General features: G+C 70.1%; 12 protein-coding genes. 6 read left to right on the forward strand and 6 right to left on the reverse strand.

What is annotated here, in order from left to right; genetic code table 11:
- Positions 1-19: 19 nt before the first annotated feature.
- Positions 20-2,239 (reverse strand): glycoside hydrolase domain-containing protein, encoded by a 2,220-nt coding sequence (locus ACGFJ7_RS19590; RefSeq protein ID WP_392642930.1) that lies wholly within the window; start codon positions 2,237-2,239, stop codon positions 20-22.
- A gap of 152 nt (positions 2,240-2,391) precedes the next feature.
- Between ACGFJ7_RS19590 and ACGFJ7_RS19595 the strand changes: the two genes are divergently transcribed.
- From ACGFJ7_RS19595 to ACGFJ7_RS19605, 3 genes are all read left to right on the forward strand, one after another.
- The gene (locus ACGFJ7_RS19595) at positions 2,392-3,159 is read left to right on the forward strand and encodes a 3-hydroxybutyrate dehydrogenase (protein ID WP_360250994.1); all 768 of its coding nucleotides are present in this window, start codon (positions 2,392-2,394) and stop codon (positions 3,157-3,159) included.
- Between the two features lie 2 nt (positions 3,160-3,161).
- Positions 3,162-5,063 (forward strand): helix-turn-helix domain-containing protein, encoded by a 1,902-nt coding sequence (locus tag ACGFJ7_RS19600; RefSeq protein ID WP_392642931.1) that lies wholly within the window; start codon positions 3,162-3,164, stop codon positions 5,061-5,063.
- A gap of 115 nt (positions 5,064-5,178) precedes the next feature.
- The gene (locus tag ACGFJ7_RS19605; RefSeq protein ID WP_392642932.1) at positions 5,179-6,534 is read left to right on the forward strand and encodes an MFS transporter; all 1,356 of its coding nucleotides are present in this window, start codon (positions 5,179-5,181) and stop codon (positions 6,532-6,534) included.
- Between the two features lie 167 nt (positions 6,535-6,701).
- Here the strand turns inward: ACGFJ7_RS19605 and ACGFJ7_RS19610 are convergent, their stop codons facing one another.
- Together ACGFJ7_RS19610 and ACGFJ7_RS19615 are read right to left on the reverse strand one after the other, a co-directional pair.
- Entirely contained in the window at positions 6,702-7,424 is a 723-nt protein-coding gene (locus ACGFJ7_RS19610; protein ID WP_360251003.1) for a response regulator transcription factor, read from the reverse strand.
- Positions 7,421-8,629, reverse strand: a complete 1,209-nt coding sequence (locus tag ACGFJ7_RS19615; protein WP_392642933.1) for a sensor histidine kinase — start codon at positions 8,627-8,629, stop codon at positions 7,421-7,423. Before ACGFJ7_RS19615 ends, ACGFJ7_RS19610 begins: the two co-directional genes overlap by 4 nt.
- Here ACGFJ7_RS19615 and ACGFJ7_RS19620 point away from each other — a divergent pair.
- On the forward strand, positions 8,628-9,353 hold the full coding sequence (locus ACGFJ7_RS19620; protein ID WP_392642935.1) for an ABC transporter ATP-binding protein: 726 nt from the start codon (positions 8,628-8,630) through the stop codon (positions 9,351-9,353). The two genes, ACGFJ7_RS19615 and ACGFJ7_RS19620, sit on opposite strands and share 2 nt — an antisense overlap.
- Positions 9,347-11,593: an FtsX-like permease family protein gene (locus ACGFJ7_RS19625; RefSeq protein WP_392642936.1), complete on the forward strand. Its 2,247-nt coding sequence runs from the start codon at positions 9,347-9,349 to the stop codon at positions 11,591-11,593. Before ACGFJ7_RS19620 ends, ACGFJ7_RS19625 begins: the two co-directional genes overlap by 7 nt.
- Positions 11,594-11,618: 25 nt before the next feature.
- Here the strand turns inward: ACGFJ7_RS19625 and ACGFJ7_RS19630 are convergent, their stop codons facing one another.
- From ACGFJ7_RS19630 to ACGFJ7_RS19640, 3 genes are all read right to left on the reverse strand, one after another.
- Positions 11,619-12,359 carry a sulfite exporter TauE/SafE family protein gene (locus ACGFJ7_RS19630; RefSeq protein ID WP_360251015.1) on the reverse strand — a complete coding sequence of 247 codons (741 nt, stop codon included), beginning with the start codon at positions 12,357-12,359 and terminating at the stop codon, positions 11,619-11,621.
- Positions 12,360-12,425: 66 nt separating this feature from the next.
- On the reverse strand, positions 12,426-13,382 hold the full coding sequence (locus tag ACGFJ7_RS19635) for an endonuclease/exonuclease/phosphatase family protein (protein WP_392642938.1): 957 nt from the start codon (positions 13,380-13,382) through the stop codon (positions 12,426-12,428).
- Positions 13,383-13,563: 181 nt separating this feature from the next.
- Entirely contained in the window at positions 13,564-14,475 is a 912-nt protein-coding gene (locus ACGFJ7_RS19640; RefSeq protein WP_360251020.1) for an AEC family transporter, read from the reverse strand.
- A gap of 535 nt (positions 14,476-15,010) precedes the next feature.
- Between ACGFJ7_RS19640 and ACGFJ7_RS19645 the strand changes: the two genes are divergently transcribed.
- Positions 15,011-16,576 (forward strand): polysaccharide lyase family 1 protein, encoded by a 1,566-nt coding sequence (locus ACGFJ7_RS19645; RefSeq protein ID WP_392642940.1) that lies wholly within the window; start codon positions 15,011-15,013, stop codon positions 16,574-16,576.
- The last annotated feature ends 29 nt before the right edge of the window (positions 16,577-16,605 follow it).

The raw sequence follows: 16,605 nt of genomic DNA on the forward strand, positions 1-16,605 counted from the left end.
TTGCCGCCGCCCTCCCGGGTCAAGCAGCCGCCCGGCAGAGCGCGTTGTAGCTCTCCAGCACGCTGTACAGGCCGGTCACCTGGCGTCCGTACAGCAGGACGTCCTCGTCCGGCGCGCCGTTGTCCTCGAGGGTGCCGTTGTACCGGGCGATGATCTTCCCGACGTCGGCCATGCTGGTGGTCAGGGTGGGGATCGGAAGGCCGACCTGGTGGGCGTTGTACATCGTCAGGTACGCGACCGACTGGATGTTGTACGCCGGTTCCTGCAGCCGGTCCCAGACGGCCCGCAGGTAGCCGTTGCTCAGCTTCACTCCGTTGATGATCCCCTGGTCGATGCACCAGTTGCGGGACTCGATGGCGACTTTGGCGTAGATCTGTCCGAGACCGGTGCTGCAGTCGTCGACAAGGCCCTTCCGGACCGCGTCGTCGAGAACGGCGTCCTGGAACCACAGATGGCGCAGCTCCCACAGCACCGGCGCCTGGATGAGGGCCTTCCGGATTCGGAGCTTCCGGGCCAGGTTGGTGAACACGACGTCCATGTTCATCAGGGTGTTGAAGGCTTCCGTCGTGGTCACCTGATTGAAGGTGGCCCACTCCTTGTCCTTCCATCCCTCTCCGCCGGTCTCCGGGGTGCCGATCGACTCCTGGTACGCCTGCACGTCCCGCAGCAGGGCCGATCGGTAGGTCTCGTCGAAGTCGACGTCGAGGCCGTTGACGTATTCCGGCGCCGGGGCGAAGTCGTTCTGGCCGATGTCACGCCCGGAGGCGATGTTGTTGTCGATCTCGATGGCGCCGCTGCCGGAGCCGATCTTCTTGGTGACGATCTGGTCGTACGCCCAGTTCTTCGGCAGTGGGTAGCCGAGGTTGCCGGAGAATCCGGACGACATGTCGGAGACGAACGAGGTCACGGCGTATCCGGCGTCGGAGACGCGCTGGCACACGTTACGCGGGCCGTAGATGCCGACCTCGTAGTGCGAGCTCTCGCCGATGGCCTCCCAGATGCCTTTGAAGTGCGGAATGATGTACCGCGTGACCTCGGCGTCCAGGGCGTCGTAATCGACGGCGAAGTAGATGATCGTGCCGGCCTTGAAGCCGTGGATCTTGGCCCACTCGATGGCGTTGTACGCGTCGGTGTTCCCCTGCTCGTAACTGAAGTAGTCAGTCGACCGGGACCACGTCTGGAAGATCGGGAAGCACCGCAGCCCGTACTCCTTGATGGTGTCGAGCTCACCCGGCTGGATCTGCTTCTCCGGCAGGTCGGTCTTCGACGGGTTGTAGAGGTACCGGCCGATGTACTTGTATCCGGCGGCCTTCAGCGCCTGCGCCCGGGCCGGGGTGATCTTGGTGACCCCGTCGCACGCCTCGCCGCTGCGGGTCTGGTCGCCGTACGACACCAGAAGTGACGCCCAGGTCGCGAAGTTGCCCGTCCCGGTGACCGGCAGCTTCGAGAACAACTGGAAGAGCTCCACCTCCCCCTTGACGTCGGCCGTGAAATCGCCGAAGGCGACGTTCCGCGCGTTCAGCCGCATGGCCGCGGTGAACAGCCGCGCCCACACGCCGGTGGCGCCGTTCTCGACGGTGTGCTGCTTGAGGCCGCTCTGGGTGCCCGGGCCGAAGACGCCGTTCGCGGTGCCGTCGGCCATGCCCAGCTCGTACTGGATCGCGAAGAGCATCGAGGTGGCCACGTCGCGCGAGTGGTGGCCGTCGCACGGGATGATGTAGAAGTCGCGGCGGCCGACGTACCGGCCGTTCATCCACTGCTGGATGCTGCGGATGGTGTCCGAGCCGTTGTTGACGGTGACGTACGCGTCCATGTTGAACAGCGCCTTGACCACCTTGGGCTCCAGGTCACCGCCCGGGAAAGCACCGGCGACGCCCATGTCCTGCTTCAGCGAGGCCACCGACGCCTGGACCCGGGCGCTGTAGATGCCGTCGATCCCGCCGCCGTCGTAGCCCTTGCAGTACAGGGCGGACTGCAGGATGCAGCCGAAGGCCCAGGACGGCACGGTGGACGCGTTCAGCTTCGGATACTTCGACTGGAGGGTCGACAGTGTGGTCGGCCCGAACGTGTTCGACAGGGAGGTGATGCCCATTTCGTACTGCAGGGCCCGGGTCAGGGCGTACATCGTGGTCCAGCCGGTCTGGCCGTCCTCCGGAACCTTCGAGATGCCCAGCTTCGCGCCGTTGGCATACGTCTGGTTGATGAACTGCTGGGCCCGAAGGACCATCTCGTCAGACATCGAGCATCTTTCTGCGAGGGAAACGCGGTTCTTAGCGTTGACGATCTTACATATTTCGATCAGGTCCAGGGGGCCCGTCACATAGGAGGTCCGGCGGCTATGTGTGGGTGAGCCATGGGGTACGGCCCTGTCATGTGGGTAGGTTCGGGTCCATGACGACGACTGGGGTGGTCGAGCTCGACCTTGCGGGGCGTACCGCGATGGTCACCGGTGGCGGCAGCGGGATCGGGCGGGCGTGCGCCCTGCGGTTGGCCACCGCCGGGGCGTACGTCCTGGTCGTCGACGTCGACCGGGTGGCCGCGGAGAAGGTGGCGGCCGAGATCCACGGTGAGCCGGTCGCCGTCGACCTGGCCCGCGAGGCGGCGGTCGACGGGCTGCGGGCGGACGTGGACGTGCTGGTCAACAACGCGGGTCTGCAACATGTGGCGCCGCTGCACGAGTTCCCGCCGGAGCGGTTCGCGTACCTGCAGAAGGTCATGGTGGAGGCTCCGTTCCAGCTGGTGCGGCGGGTGCTGCCGCACATGTACGGGCGGGGCTGGGGCCGCGTCGTCAACATCTCCTCGGTGCACGGGCTGATCGCGTCGCCGTTCAAGGCCGCGTACGTGACGGCGAAGCACGCCCTGGAGGGCCTGTCGAAGACGGTGGCGCTGGAGGGCGCCGGGCACGGCGTCACGTCGAACTGCGTGAACCCGGCCTTCGTCCGTACTCCCCTGGTCGACAAGCAGATCGCCGACCAGGCGAAACAGCACGGCGTCACGGAGGACGAGGTGATCACGAAGGTGATGCTGGACCGCGCGGCGATCAAACGCCTGATCGAGCCGGACGAGGTGGCCGAGACCGTGGCGTTCCTGTGCTCGCCGGCCGCCGACATGATCACGGGCGCGTCCATCCCGCTCGACGGCGGCTGGACAGCGCACTGAACATGCTGGAGTTCTTCGAGCTGCTGGCCCGGGAGGCCGCCCCCGCCGAGTTCGAGCAGCCGCTGATCGCGGCGCGGGAGGCCGGCGCATCCCCGCCGGAGCTGGCCGAACTGGAGCGGGCAAAACTGCGGGCGCTTCAGGTACGGGCGGTGCTGGAGCGCCGCCGCCGGCGGGAGGAGGAGCTTTCCGCCCTGTACGACACGGCGAGCGACCTGGCCGCCCTGCGCGACCTGGACGCGGTGCTGCGCGCGATCGTCCACCGGGCGCGAACGCTGCTCAACGCCGACGTCTCGTACATGACGCTGAACGACACGGCCCGAGGCGACACGTACATGCGCATAACGGACGGCTCGGTGGCGGCCAGTTTCCAGAGTCTCCGCCTGGCGCCGGGCGCCGGCCTGGGCGGCCTGGTCGCGCTGCGGGGCACCCCGTACGTGACGGCGAACTACGCGGGCGACGCCCGTTTCGAGCACACGAGCGACATCGACCGGGGCGTAGGCGACGAGGGCCTGGTGGCGATCCTCGGCGTACCTCTGAAGTTGGGCGCGGAGGTGATAGGCGTCCTGTTCGCGGCGAACCGCACGGAGCGCCCGTTCGCCCGCGAGGAGGTGGCGCTGCTGGTCTCCTTGGCCGCCCACGCCGCGGTGGCGATCGACGCGGCCCGCCTGCTGACGGAGACCCGCACCGCTTTGACCGAGTTGTCGGCCGCCAACGAGGCCGTGGAACGAGCCGCGGCCGCCCACGACCGCCTGACGACATTGGTCCTGCGGGGCGGCGGCGTGGAAGACGTAGCCCACGACCTGGTAGACGTCCTGGACGGCACCCTCCTGGTCTTCGACGCCACCGGCCGCCGCCTGGCCGCCGCCGGCTCCCTGCCCTCCCCTCCCCCCGCGATGCTGGCCGAGGCGATAGCCGCTTCCCGCGCCGAGGGCCGAAGCGTACGAAGGGGCCCCCTCTACGTAGCCGCCGTGGTAGCCGGCACCGACGACCTGGGCGCCCTGGTCTTCCAGCCCGCAAGCCCGCTGTCGGAGGCCGACCAGCGAACGTTGGAGCGCGCCGCGCAGATCACCGCCCTGTTGCTCCTGTTCCGCCGCACGGTCGCCGAGGCCGAGGCACAGGTACGCGACGAACTCCTGGACGACCTCATCAGCCACCCCGACCGCGACCCGGCCGCGCTGCGCTCCAGGGCCGCCCGCCTCAACGTGGACCTGGACGCCCCCCACGTGGTCGTCGTCGCCGACGGCACCCAGATCACCTCCTGGGCCCGCACTTTCGCCGCAACCCGCAGCGGCCTGGCCATGACCCGCGACGGCCGCACAACGTTGCTGCTGCCCGGCACCGACCCCGGCCAAGCCGCCCGCTCAGTCGCCAAGGAGGCCCACCGCGAACTGGGCCGCCCCGTAACCGCCGGCGCCGCCGGCCCCTTTTCTGCCGGTGCCGCCAGCCCTTTCACCGCCGGCGCCGCCGGCCTGGTCGGGGAAGCCGCCGGTCCTGTGGCTGGCTCCGCGACCGTCGCCGCGGCTCACCGGGAGGCCGAGCGCTGCGTCCGCGCCCTCGTCGCCCTCGGGCGCACCGGCACGGGCGCGAGCGCGGCCGAGCTCGGCTACGTCGGCCTGCTGCTCGGCGACGGCCAGCGGCACGACGTCCTCGGCTTCGTGGCGAGCACGCTGGGCCCGGTGATCGAGTACGACGACAAGCGCGGCACAGCCCTCATGCACACACTCGACGCCTACTTCGCCGCCGGCGGCGGCCTGGCGCGCGCCGCCGAGGAGCTGCACGTCCATGTCAACACCGTCAGTCAGCGACTCGACCGGGTCACGCAGTTGCTCGGCACCGGCTGGCAGGACCCGGAGCGCTCCCTGGACGTGCGCCTCGCCCTGCGCCTCCATCGACTGAGCATGTAGGACAGCAACACACCCGCCCCACAGGCTATGGGCGCGGCGGCCATGGGATCCCGACCGGTCCGCGGCATATCGTCACCTGACAATGTGGCCCCGATCACAGTCAGGAGAGGCCCTCATGCCGACGCTTGCCACCCCTCGAACACCCCTCGTGAAGGTGATCTTCGCCAGCCTGGTCGGCACCGCCGTCGAGTGGTACGACTTCTTCCTGTACGGCTCCGCCGCCGCGCTGGTCTTCGGCTCGTTGTTCTTCCCCTCTTCCGATCCCGCGACCGCGACGCTGCTGGCGTTCGGCACATACGCACTAGGTTTCGTCGCCCGCCCGCTCGGCGGCATAGTCTTCGGCCATTTCGGCGACCGGGTCGGCCGCAAGAAGATGCTGGTCGTCTCCCTGCTGATGATGGGCCTGGCGACGATCGCGATCGGCTTGCTGCCGACATACGCGACCATCGGAGTGGCCGCCCCCATCCTGCTGCTCGTATGTCGCCTCGCCCAGGGTTTCGCGGTCGGCGGTGAGTGGGGCGGCGCGGTGTTGATGGCCGCCGAGCACGGCGACGACAAGCGCCGCGGACTGTGGACGTCGTGGCCGCAGGCCGGCGTGGCCCTGGGCAATCTGCTCGCCACCGGTGTGCTGTGGGTGCTCGCCGCGGTGCAGTCGGACGAGGCGTTCAACGCGTGGGGCTGGCGCATTCCGTTCCTCCTCAGTGCCGTTCTGGTTCTGGTCGGTCTGTGGGTGCGACTGTCCGTCGAGGAGTCGCCGCTGTTCCAGTCGGCTCGCGAGCGCCTCACCGAGCGGCACCAGCCGCTGCTCGAGGTGGTGCGCCGCTACCCGCGCGAGGTCCTGGTCGCGATGGGCATGCGCCTGGCCGAGAACATTTCCTACTACCTGTTCACGGTCATCTCCATCACCTTCCTGACCACGTACGCCGGCGAGAAGTCCGACCGGGACATGATCCTGAGCGCCCTCCTCATCGGTTCGGTGGTGCAATTCGTGGTCATTCCTGTGATCGGCGCGTTCTCCGACCGGGTGGGCCGGCGCCCGCTCTACCTCGTGGGCGCGGTCGGCGTCGCGGTGTGGTCGTTCTTCTTCTTCGACCTGGTCGGCAGCCGCTCCGAGGGCCTGATCACGCTCGCGGTGGTCGTCGGGCTGATCCTGCACGCCCTGATGTACGCCCCACAGGCCGCGTTCTTCTCGGAGCTCTTCGGCACATCGGTCCGCTACACGGGCGCCTCGGTCGGCTACCAGCTCGCCTCGATCTTCGCCGGCGCGCTGGCCCCGATCATCGCCGTACGCCTGCTCGGCAGCACCGACAACCCGAACACCACCGCCGTGGCCATCTACATGACGATCGCCTCCGTCCTCACCGTCATCTCCGTCCTGGTCACTCGCGAGACCGCCCGTTCCTCACTGAGCCACGACCGTGTTACCCCCTCCTCCGCCGACGCTCCGAGCAACGCTCCCGCCACCAAGTAGCCCGACCGGCGCCACCCGGGCCGCGACACGCGAGGTCGCGGCCCACCTCGTCAATCCAGCGCCACCTCGTCAATCCCGCGCCCACCTCGTCAATCCCGCGCCCACCTCGTCAATCCAGCGCCCACCTCGTCAATCCAGCGCGCACCTCATTCGTCCAGCGCCCAACCTCATTGGTCCAGCGCACCGGCGACCGGCCTCCCGTCCCGATGGTGAGAGGCGACCACCAGGCCCGACTCGTAAGCGGTGATGACCAGCTGGGCGCGGTCACGCGCGTGCAACTTCGCCAGCAGACGAGTGATGTGGGTCTTCACCGTGGCCAGCCCGAGCCGAAGACGGTCCGCGATCTCCGCGTTCGACATGCCACCCGCGATCAGCACCAGCACCTCGCGCTCGCGATCGGTGACGTGGTCGAGTCCGGTGATCGGGTGATCGCTCTCCGAGCGGGAACTACTCGCCGCGAAGCGTGCGATCAGGCTCCGGGTGACCGCCGAAGCCGGCAAGGCATCCCCGGCCGCCACCGCGCGGATCGCGGCGATCAGGTCGTTCGGCGCCACGTCCTTGAGCAGAAATCCGCTCGCTCCGGCTCGCAGCGCCGCGAAGACGTACACGTCGAAGTCAAAGGTCGTCAGGATCAACACCCGTGTGTCGGGCGTCCGCGCGTCACCGCAGATCAGCCGGGTGGCCTGAATGCCGTCGACCTCCGGCATCCGAATGTCCATCAGCACGACGTCGGGTTGCTCGCGGCGAGCCAGCTCCACCGCCTCGGACCCGTTACCCGCCTCCCCCACCACCTCGAGTCCCGGTGTCAGCTCTATCAGTAGCCGGAAGCTCGCCCGCAAGAGTTCCTGATCATCCGCGATCAGCACCCGCACAGTCTGTTCGGCCGTCACGGCGTACCTCCGTAAGGAAGAGTGGCAACCACCGCGAACCCGCCGGCCGAGCGCGGCCCCGCTTTGAAACTGCCGCCATAGGCGGCGACCCGCTCGCGCATGCCGGCCAGCCCCATCCCGTCCCTGGCCGGGGCGGGCCGTCGCGTCCCGTCGTCGGCGACCTCTATCCTCAGCTGGCCGTCGGACGCGGCCACGTCCACCCGGCACTTCGCCGGCGCCGCGTGCTTCACCACGTTTGTCAGGGACTCCTGCACGATCCGGTAGGCGGCCAGAACCACACCGTCAGGCGCGTCGTCTCCCCCGCGCACTTCCAGGCTGACCGCCACCCCCGCCGAAGCGGCCTGATCGGCCAGCTGGGTGAGGTCGCGCAGCGCCGGGGGCGCGGTGAAGTCGGGTGCGGTCCGCAGCTCGCCCACCGACCGGCGCAGCTCCTCGAGGGCTTGTTTGCTCGTCGCCTCGATCACCGCCAGCGCCGCGGGCACCTCTTGGGGCCGCTGTTGGGCCACATGGTTGGCGATGGCCGCCTTGACCGCGATCAGACTCAGACTGTGGCCGATGATGTCGTGCATCTCCCGCGCGATCCGCAGCCGCTCCTCGGAGACGGCCCGCTCGGTCGCGCGGACGACGGCCAGCCGTGCCTGGCGCCGTCGCTCACGGAGGGTCCAGCCGAGCGCCCAGCTCGTCGCGCAGATCAGCGCCGCGAACACGGTGCCGGCCAGCCCGGGCCCATCAGCCGAGATGTCGGCCGCCACTGTTCCGATCAACAGGACGATGGTCGTCGCTGCCGCGACCCTGATACTCCAGGGGGCCGCGGCGTACAGCCCCAGGGTGAAAAGCATGACGGCCACGGCGAACAGGGGGCCGGCGGAGGCGAAGTCGGGCACGATGCCGGTCGCCAGCGCGCCGCCCGCGCTCACGCCCACGACGAGTGTGGCAGCGACTGGCCATGGCCGGCGAACCAGGAGCGGCACGCTGAGCAGCGTCGCGGTCGAGAAGGTAAGCCAGGGCGGCTCGTGGTGGCTGCCGTCCTCGGCGGCCGCATACAAGCAGATCAGCCAGGCGGCTGCTGCCAGAGCGACATCCATCAATCGGCGAAGAATCACGCCACCGACATTATCGACGGCGGGCGCCGACCGCGTCAGACCACGGGTTGACAGACTCCGGTCTGACGACAGCGACGCCTCCGTGCCCGATCGTCGTCGCATGACAGTCTTCCTGCGCGAGCTAAGCAAGACTTATCAGGCCACGGCGGGGACCGTGACGGCGCTCGACGGCGTGACGGTCGGATTCGAGCGATCCACCTTCACCGCGATCATAGGCCCGTCCGGTTCGGGCAAGTCGACCCTGCTGCATTGCGCCGCCGGCCTCGAACCCTCCACATCGGGCACGGTCACGGTGGACGGCACAGTGCTGGGCAGACTCGACGGCAACGCGCTCACCCGGTTCCGCCGCGACCGCATCGGCTTCGTCTTCCAGGAATTCAACCTCGTCTCGTCGCTGACCGCCGCGCAGAACGTCGCGCTGCCGGCCCGGCTGGCCGGTCGCCGAGCCGACCCGGCCGAGGTGACAGCGGCGCTGGCCGCGGTGGGCCTGGCCGATCGGGCGTCACACCGGCCCAGTGAGCTCTCCGGCGGTCAGCAACAGCGGGTGGCTATCGCCAGGGCCCTTTTCACCCAGCCGGCCGTCGTCTTCGCCGACGAGCCGACCGGCGCTTTGGACAAGGCGACCTCCCACCACGTCCTGGCCCTGATGCGGCGCATGGTCGACGAGCACGAGCGAACGATCGTGCTGGTCACGCACGACCCGGTGGCGGCCGCGGTCGCCGACCGCGTCCTGCTTCTGGTCGACGGCCGGGTCATCGAGGAACTGGCCGGCGCCGACGCGGCCGCCGTGGCCGACCGCATGACCGCCATGGAGCGGTCGTGCTGAGGCGGGGTCGGGAACTCGGCGTCGACCGGCGCGGCACGTTCCTCGCGGTTCTGCTGGGCACGACGATCGTGACGACCTTTCTGCTCCTGCTCACCTCCGGTCATCCGCGGGTGCCTGACCGCTTGGCCGACTTCGCCATAGTTGTGACCAGCCCGGACGCTGCCAATCGAGCGGACGCGTTCGCCGAGCCGGTGCCCTGGTCCGCTTCGGAGGCGCAGTCCCTGGCCGAGCGACTCCGCTCGGTGCCCGGCGTCGAGGCCGTGGCCGTCGACCACCGCTTCTACGCCCAGCCGGTGCTCGACGGGCGCCCGGTCACCGACAGCACCACCGGCCACGCCTGGCTCGGCGAAGGGCCGCCCGGACCGGGCGAGGTGATCGTCGACCGGTCGCTGGGCGTGCCGGTCGGCGCCACCATCACCCTGCTGACCGCTGCCGGTCCCCATACCTGGCGGGTCAGCGGACACACCGACTGGCGTGGTGTCTACTTCTCCCGGCCCGACGCGGAACGACTGGGTCCCGGCGTACGCGCCATCGGGGTCTCCGGGCCGGCATCGGCCGCGGCCGTGCAGACCGTGGTCGGGTCGGCGGGGACGGTCTCGACCGGCGACGCGCGGGGTGTCGCCGAGCCGCGTGCCGATGCCCGCACCCGATGGATCGGCATGCAGGTGCTCACCGCCACCACCGCGCTGGCCGGATTCGCCTGTGTCTTTCTGATCGCTACGACTTCGGCGTACGCGGTCGACCAGCGCCGCCGCGAAATCGGGCTGCTTCGGGCGATCGGCGCCACGCCGCGCCAGGTTCGTTCGATGCTGCAGCGATCGGCCCTGCTGTTGGGGCTGCGCGCCGCGCCGGTCGGCGTCCTGCTCGGTGCGCTTGCCGCCCTGTTCCTGGCCCGGTTCCTGGTCGGTGCCGGGCTCGAGCCGCGCGGCTATGCCGTGCGCTGGCAGCCCTGGGTTCTGGCGGTGGCGTGCGCGGCCGGGCCGTTGATCTCGTTGGCCGGCACGGCTCTGGCGGCGCGCCGGGCCGCTCGGACCAGCCCGATCGAAGCGCTGCGGGTCGCCCGGGTCGAGCCGCGCGCGATGAGCCGAGGACGGTGGATCAGCGGTCTGACGATGTCGGCGGCCGCCACCGGCGCGGGCATCGCCGCCGCTGGCGCCGATGACCTACGCGACGTGGGCACGTACGCCCTGTTCGGCGCCATGGCCCTGGTCGCTGCGACGGTCCTGCTGGCCCCGGCCGTCGTTCCGGCGCTGATCCGCGTCCTGCTCGGTCCTTGGCCCGGCGTCACCGCCGTGCTGGCCCGCGAAAGCGCCCGTACCGCCGTGCGCCGCACATCCTCCACGGCTGCGCCCGTTCTGTTCACTGTGGCGTTCGCCGTCTTCGTCACGGGTACGGCTCAGACTTCGACGGCCGCCTGGGAGACGCGCCGCGCCAACACGATCAGCGCGGAAACCGTGCTCGTCCCCGACGGGACCCCCGGCCTGCCCGACAGCGCTTCGGCCAGCGCCCCGCTGGACACGACCGTCTACGTCGAGCGGTCCCCCGTGGCGGTCAGCGGGGCCGAGTCGGTGGCCGCGGGCACCGCGTTGGTCTCCGCGGAGGCCGCCGGGCGGTATGGGCGTTCCGTGACGCTCACATTCGCCGACGGCGAGCGGGAAACCGTGCGGGTGGCCGGAACAGCGCCGTCAGGCCCGCTGGCGACCGACCTCGTCCTGAGCCGGGACACTGTGCGCCGGCACGATCCTTCAGCGCTCGCGCCTGGCGCCTACCCCGTGCCGCCGGGCCCGGTTCCCGTGGGCGCTCGGGCAGCGAGCCCCGGCGAGATCGCCCGCCAGGCCGACGCCGAGGACGACCGGCTCGTCCGCCTGTTCACCATGCTGCTGCTGGCCGTCTCGGCCGGAACCGGCGCCCTGGCGGTGGCCAACACGCTGCTCATGACAGCCCGTCGCCGCGGGCCGGACCATCGTGTGCTGTGGCTGGCCGGCGCCTCACGCGGCCAGGTGCTGCGGGCCGTGGCCCTGGAGACGACCCTCGTGGTCGCGATCGGCTCTCTCCTCGGTGGTGGGGCGGGGTTGCTCGCGATCGCTGGGTCCGCCCGGTCGCTCAGCGCGCAGATCGGCGCCCATGTACCCGTCTCCGTCTCCTGGCCGGCGGTCGCCGCCTCCGTGGCGTGCTGCCTCGTCCTCGGACTGGCGGCCGCGCTGTGGAGACCCGCAGCCGCCAGGCAGTGGAGGAGCTGAGGGGCTCGTATGGACGAAAGCGAGCTCAGGGGTTGAGCCAGAGCGAGACGGCCAGGCCCAGGGCGGCCAGCGCGATGGTCACGCGCAGCGGGCGCTCGGGGAGGCGGCGGACGAGGACCGGGCCGAGGCGGCTACCGACCAGGCACCCGGCCGCGAGAAGCGCCGCCGCGGTCCAGTGAACCGGTGCGATCAGCGCGTAGAGGATGGCGGCGACGAGATTGGAGGCGCCTAGAACGATGCTTTTGACGGCGTTCGTCACGGGAAGCGGCTCGGCTACAGCCAACGACATGGCGGCCAGCAGGAGGACGCCGGCGGCCGCTCCGAAGTATCCGCCGTAGATGGCGATGAAGAAGATGCTGAAGCCCAGGGGCGGGCGGAAGCCGGGTTTCGCGTACCAGACCCGCAGCGGATCGCGCAGCAGCAGCGTGACGCCACCGAGAGCGACAAGGAAGGGAACGATGCGCTCGAACGCCGACGCCGGGGTGCTGAGCAGCAGCACCGCGCCGACCGCACCGCCGGCCGCGGCCACCGCGCACTGCCGGAGCAGGCGACCGCCCTGACCACGAAGTTCGTGCCGGGAGCCGGCCGCGGAGCCCGCCGCGCTCGAAAGCAGGGCCACGGTGTTGGTCACGTTCGCCGCCACGGGCGGGATGCCGACGCCGAGGAGCACCGGATAGCTGACCAGCGACGCCAGGCCGGCCATCGAGCCGGTCAGGCCCGCGCCGACACCTCCGGCCACCAACAACGTCGCATGATCAAGATCCACGTAGAGCAACGGTATCGCGCTGGGCGGCCATCTTGGGTAACGCGGCCACTGCGCCGGAGGCCCGAGTCAGGAGCGGGCGTCGGGTGGGGCGGTGGTGTCGAGGTCGGCGAGGACGGCTCGGTGATCGCTGCCGGGAGCTCGCAGGACCCAGGAGCGGCGGGTGGCCATGCCGAGTTGAAGGAGGTGATCGGGGCGTACGACCGGGAATGTGTCCGGCCAGGTGAAGCCGAAACCGGCGCCGGCGTCCTGCTGGGTGTCGCGTAAAGGTGCCAAGGCGGCGAAGCGGCGGTCGGTGGTCGCGGTGTTCAGATCGCCGGCCAGGACCAGGCGGGGGCTGGGGTCGGCATGCACGGCGGCGGCCAAGGCCTCCAGGGTGCGGTCGCGCTTGGCGGTCATGTCGGCGCGGGCCGATGCCAAATGTGCGGCGTAGACGCGGACGGGGCCGTTGGGGGTGGTCACGGTGGTGGCGAGGGCGCGAGTCCAGCCGATGCGGATGTCGACGGGGGTGGTGTGCGAGAGCGGTAAGCGGCTGAAGACGGCCACGGTGCCGGCGGCGGCATGGTGGGGGTAAGCGCTGTTCAGGGCGGCGGTTACGGCCTTCCGGTCGGCGGTGGTGATCTCCTCCAGGACGATCACGTCGGGGGTGGCTCGCAGGAGTGGGGCCAGCGCGGCGTCCGGAGCGGCGGAGCCCAGATTGAGGGAGGCGACGCGCAGATCGTGCGGGCCGGCAGTCGCTCGGTCGGTCAAAGACGGGGCGAACATCGCCGCCCAGATCAGAAGCGGGACTGCCGTGGCCGCGATGGCCCACCGCCGACGGGTCAGAACGGCCACGGCGATCAGCGGCACGACCGGGGCGGCAGCCCAGGGCAGGGCGCTGTCCACCAGTGAGCCTGTGGCGCCGGGGACCGCTTCGTGCGCGAGCAGCAGGACGCCGAGGGTCAGGGCTGTGCCGGCTACTACGGCGGCAAGTCCTCGCCGTAGCCGTCCGGCCCTGTGCTGCTGGGCGGGGCTGGCTACGGTCACCGGCCCACGATAGCGATGATCAAGCGCCGACTGCCCGGCGACGCAGCACATCCACCGCGCCAGAGGCACCAACAAGGCCGGGCGAACGACGACTAGGGCACCGAGTGACAGCCAGAACGCATGGCGACGGGCGGGCTTGGCTTTGGCCGGAGGCGACCAGGGAGGTGACGGGGACGGCCGGTTACAGGGAGTTGGCGACAGTCAGGGCTATCAGGACGGGTACGCAGAGCAGGGAGGACAAGAACACGGCGTCGCGGACCAAGGGGACGCCGGCGTTGAAGGACTGGGCGTAGAGGAAGACGTTCTGGGCTGTGGGGAGGGCGGCCAGCACCGTGACGGCGTGGATCTCTGAGGGGGAAAGCGGCAATGCCAAGGCCAGCAGGGAGGCGATGGCTGGCATCAGTGTGGTCTTGAGGGTCACCGCGGCGATGGTGGGTGTTCGGTCGGGGCCGGGGGCCAGGACGCGGGCGCCGGAGAGGGACATGCCGAAGGCGATCAGGACTACCGGGACGGCGGCCTGGCCTATGGCGGTGGCCGGCTCGGTGATGACGGAGGGTAGGTGGACGCCGGTCACTGCTACGACTATGCCCAGGACCACCGCGACACTCAGTGGGCTGCGCAGCGGTGCTGTCAGTGAGGCGCGCCAGGAAGTGTGGCCCGTGGTCACCAGTTGGAGCAGGGTCAGCGCGACGGGGGTGATGATCAGCAGTTGGAGCATGATGATCGGGACGACCAGAGCGGCGTCGTGCAGCATGTAGGCCGCCACGGGGATGCCTATGTAGCCGGCGTTCGTGTAGCCGGCGGCCAGGGCGCCGACTATTCGGGTGCCGGGGTCGCGGTGGCGGGTGATCAGGGCGTGCAGGGCGAAGCAGGCGAACGCGGCTAGCGCCGAGGCCAGCAGGGGCCAGGAGAAGAGCACGCGCGGGTTGGATGCCGAGGCGCTGGTGAACAGCAGGCACGGGGTCAGCACCGTGAATGCCAGCCGGCCCGCGACCGTGACGGTTTCAGCGGGGAGGCGGGCCCAGCGGCCGGCCACCCAGCCGACGAGGACGATCACGGCGATGACCGCGAAACCGGAGAGCGCCGAGATCACAGGTCGACGGTAGCCAGAAGACGGCCGGCGGGCGAAAGCGGCCGACGCGAGAGACGGCCAGCGGGAGCAAACGGCCAGCGGGAGCAAACGGCCAGCGGGAGCAAACGGCCAACGGGAGCAAACGGCCAACGGGAGCAAACGGCCAACGGGACCAGACGGTCGGCGGCCAAAGGCGAGGCCGCTGGCGCGGCAAACGCGCGGGCGGGCAGCGGCAGCGGGTAGCGCCAGCAGCAGCTGGGAGCGCCAGCAGCAGCTGGAAGCGCCAGCAGCGGGTAGCAGCGGGCAGCGGCGGGCAGCGGCGGGCAGCGGCGGGCAACGGCAGCGGCAGCGGCGGGCAACGGGCAACGGGCAGCGGGCAGCGGGCAACGGGCAGCGGAAATTGCAAACACTGCAAACGCTTGCCGTGGGGATTGACGGGTTTCTATTCTCGGCACAAGCAGCAAGGTAAGCGCTTTCCTGCATGCGAATCCTGGTCGGCGTGGGAGACGGCATTGGTTCGTGGCAGCGCCCGAAAAGGTATGCGAGGAGGAGCGACATGCGAGTACGGACAGCTACGGCCCTGGTCACGGGGGTCGCCGGCGCGGCGGTTCTGGTGGCGTTGGCGGCGCCGAACGCCGAAGCGGCCGCTGTGGGCACGGCGACGGGCTACGCCAGTGTCAACGGGGGCACCACCGGGGGGAACGGCGGGAGCACCGTTCGGGCCACCACCGGCACCCAGATTCACCAGGCCTTGTGCGGCCGCGCCAGCAGCAGCACGCCGATCACGATCGAGGTGCAGGGGACGATCAATCACGGCAACACCACCAAAGTCTCCGGCAGTAGTTGCAACACCGCGGCTGACAAGATCGAGCTGAAGGGGATCAGCAACGTCACCATCATCGGGGTCGGTAGTGGGGCCGTGTTCGACCAGCTCGGCATCCATATCCGGGACTCGAGCAACATCATCGTTCAGAACGTGACGGTGCGGAACGTCAAGAAGTCGGGCTCGCCCACCTCCAACGGCGGCGACGCCATCGGCATGGAGAGCACCGTCCGCAACGTCTGGGTCGACCACGTCACGCTCGAAGCCAGCGGCGGCGAGTCCGAGGGCTTCGACGGGCTCTTCGACATGAAGGACGACACCGAGTACGTCACTTTGTCGTACAGCATCCTGCGCAATTCGGGCCGGGGCGGGCTCATCGGGTCGAGCGAGAGCGACACCGGCAACAGCTTCATCACGTTCCACCACAACCGATACGAGAACATCGATTCCCGTACGCCGTTGCTGCGCGGCGGCGTCGCCCACATCTTCAACAACTACTACTACCGCCTGAACGAGTCCGGCATCAACAGCCGGGCCGGCGCCAAGGCCAAGGTGGAGAACAACTACTTCGAGGACTCCAAGGACGTGCTCGGCACCTTCTACACCGACGCCGCCGGATACTGGCAGGTGGCCGGCAACATTCTCGACAACGTGACCTGGTCGGCGCCGGGCGAGGACACCAACCCGGCCGGGCCGAACCTGACCTCCACCACCAGCGTCTCCGTCCCGTACAGCTACCGCCTGGACAACGCCTCCTGCGTGCCCGACGTCGTCCGCCAGACCGCCGGCGCCAACACCGGCCTGCGGACCTCGACCGGCAGCTGCGGCACCACGAACCCGACCACGCCACCCGCCACCACGCCGCCCACGACGACGCCGCCCACCACCACACCGCCCGCCACCACACCGCCCGCCACCACACCGCCGCCGAGCGGGACCAACCTCAGCATCGGCGCCGGCTCCGACGGTTCCAGCAAGGCGAGCGGCACCAGCTACGGTGACGTCCGCGACGGCAGCCTGAGCACGTACTGGTCGCCCAGCGGCACCACCGGCTCCATCTCGATCAAGTGGGGCTCGGCCACCACCGTCGCGCGCGCCGTCATCCGTGAGCACAGCGGCGCCGTCGGCGCGATCGGCGCCTGGCGGCTCCTCAACGGCGACACCGGCGCCGTCCTCAAGACCGGCTCCGGCGCCGGCACCATCACCTTCACCGCGACCTCCCTGAAGAAGGTCACCTTCGAGATCACCGGCGCCTCGGCCGCGCCGCGGGTGGCCGAGTTCGAGACGTACGCCGCCTGACGAGGGAGGGGGCCGAAAGGCCCCCTCCG

The sequence above is a fragment of the Actinoplanes sp. NPDC048988 genome, assembly GCF_043197815.1.
Taxonomy (GTDB): domain Bacteria; phylum Actinomycetota; class Actinomycetes; order Mycobacteriales; family Micromonosporaceae; genus Actinoplanes.

Bases quoted from the DNA above. Each gene is read 5' to 3' on its own strand.
- ACGFJ7_RS19590 (WP_392642930.1), bottom strand. From the start codon at position 2,239: ATGTCTGACGAGATGGTCCTTCGGGCCCAGCAGTTCATCAACCAGACG.
- ACGFJ7_RS19645 (WP_392642940.1), top strand. From the start codon at position 15,011: ATGCGAGTACGGACAGCTACGGCCCTGGTCACGGGGGTCGCCGGCGCG.
- ACGFJ7_RS19595 (WP_360250994.1), top strand. From the start codon at position 2,392: ATGACGACGACTGGGGTGGTCGAGCTCGACCTTGCGGGGCGTACCGCG.
- ACGFJ7_RS19620 (WP_392642935.1), top strand. From the start codon at position 8,628: ATGACAGTCTTCCTGCGCGAGCTAAGCAAGACTTATCAGGCCACGGCG.
- ACGFJ7_RS19615 (WP_392642933.1), bottom strand. From the start codon at position 8,629: ATGCGACGACGATCGGGCACGGAGGCGTCGCTGTCGTCAGACCGGAGT.
- ACGFJ7_RS19600 (WP_392642931.1), top strand. From the start codon at position 3,162: ATGCTGGAGTTCTTCGAGCTGCTGGCCCGGGAGGCCGCCCCCGCCGAG.
- ACGFJ7_RS19605 (WP_392642932.1), top strand. From the start codon at position 5,179: ATGCCGACGCTTGCCACCCCTCGAACACCCCTCGTGAAGGTGATCTTC.